Below are 959 nucleotides of genomic sequence, written 5' to 3'. Positions count from 1 at the left end.
CCGGCGGTGAACACCACGTCCTCGCCGTCCTGCGCCAGCGCCGCCAGCACCTGCGTCTGGCTCAGGCCAAAGCCGCTGAAATCCAGCGTATCCCAGGCCTCGACATCCGTGACGATCACCTCGCTCGCCTGACCGTCATTGGTGAACACAAAGGTATCCGCATAGGCCCCGCCCGAGAGCACCGCGTCGCCCGGGCCGGGGTCCAGCACGTCGTCCGGGAACCGCGCCTGCATCCAGGCCACCATGTCGGCGCGGGTGCCGTTCACGAACTCGGGCGAGCCCATGAAGAAGCCCACCACCTTGGACCGCTCCATGCCGCCGTCCAGTGCCGCCACCCAGCCGTTCAGACCGCCCGTGTCCGGCGCGCGTTTCAGCACGTTCTGATAGAGCAGCGTCACGAACTCGGTGTTCGTCGTGGTGCCGTAGGTGGCCTGGAACTCGGGCGAGGCCATGAAGCTCTCGATCACCTGCGGCAGCGTCATCGCGCCCCCGGCCAGCGTGCTCGTCCAGGTGTTGAAGCCGCCGCCGTCCGGGTCGCGGTCAAAGATCGCGCGGTAGACGCGGTAGATATCGTCGCCCCAGTTGGCGATGTCGCGGGTCTCGTCAAAGAGGTCCTGCGCCTGGGCGGTCTTGGCGATGTGCTCGGTCGATTCGGAGAAGAACAGCACCACGTCGGTGCGGCTCCAGTTGGCCTCGAGCCGGCCGACCCAGAAATCGCGGTCCTGGGTCGAGGGCAGGCGGTTCAGCACGTTCTGGTAGAGCAGGGTGACGAACTCGGCGTTGGTGGCGGCGCCGTAGGTGGCCTGGAACTCGGGCGAGGCGACAAAGGCCGCGGCGGCCTGCGCCAGCGTGGTGCTTCCCAGCAGGCCGAGCGTCCAGACGTGGTGCCCGCCGCCGTCCGGCTGGCGGCCGAAGACCGAGTCGTAGAGGCGATAGACCTGCGCGGATTCGGCCAGGTG

The 959-nt window shown here is 68.2% G+C and carries 1 protein-coding gene; it reads right to left on the bottom strand.

Features of this window, described 5'->3' with window-relative positions; all coding sequences use genetic code 11:
• On the bottom strand, positions 1-959 hold a 959-nt coding region (locus MAA8898_RS25590), incomplete at both ends, for a DUF4214 domain-containing protein (RefSeq protein WP_141194967.1).

The organism is Antarctobacter aquimaris (assembly GCF_900184945.1).
Lineage (GTDB): Bacteria > Pseudomonadota > Alphaproteobacteria > Rhodobacterales > Rhodobacteraceae > Maliponia > Maliponia aquimaris.
This window is presented reverse-complemented; position numbering and strand designations above follow the sequence as displayed.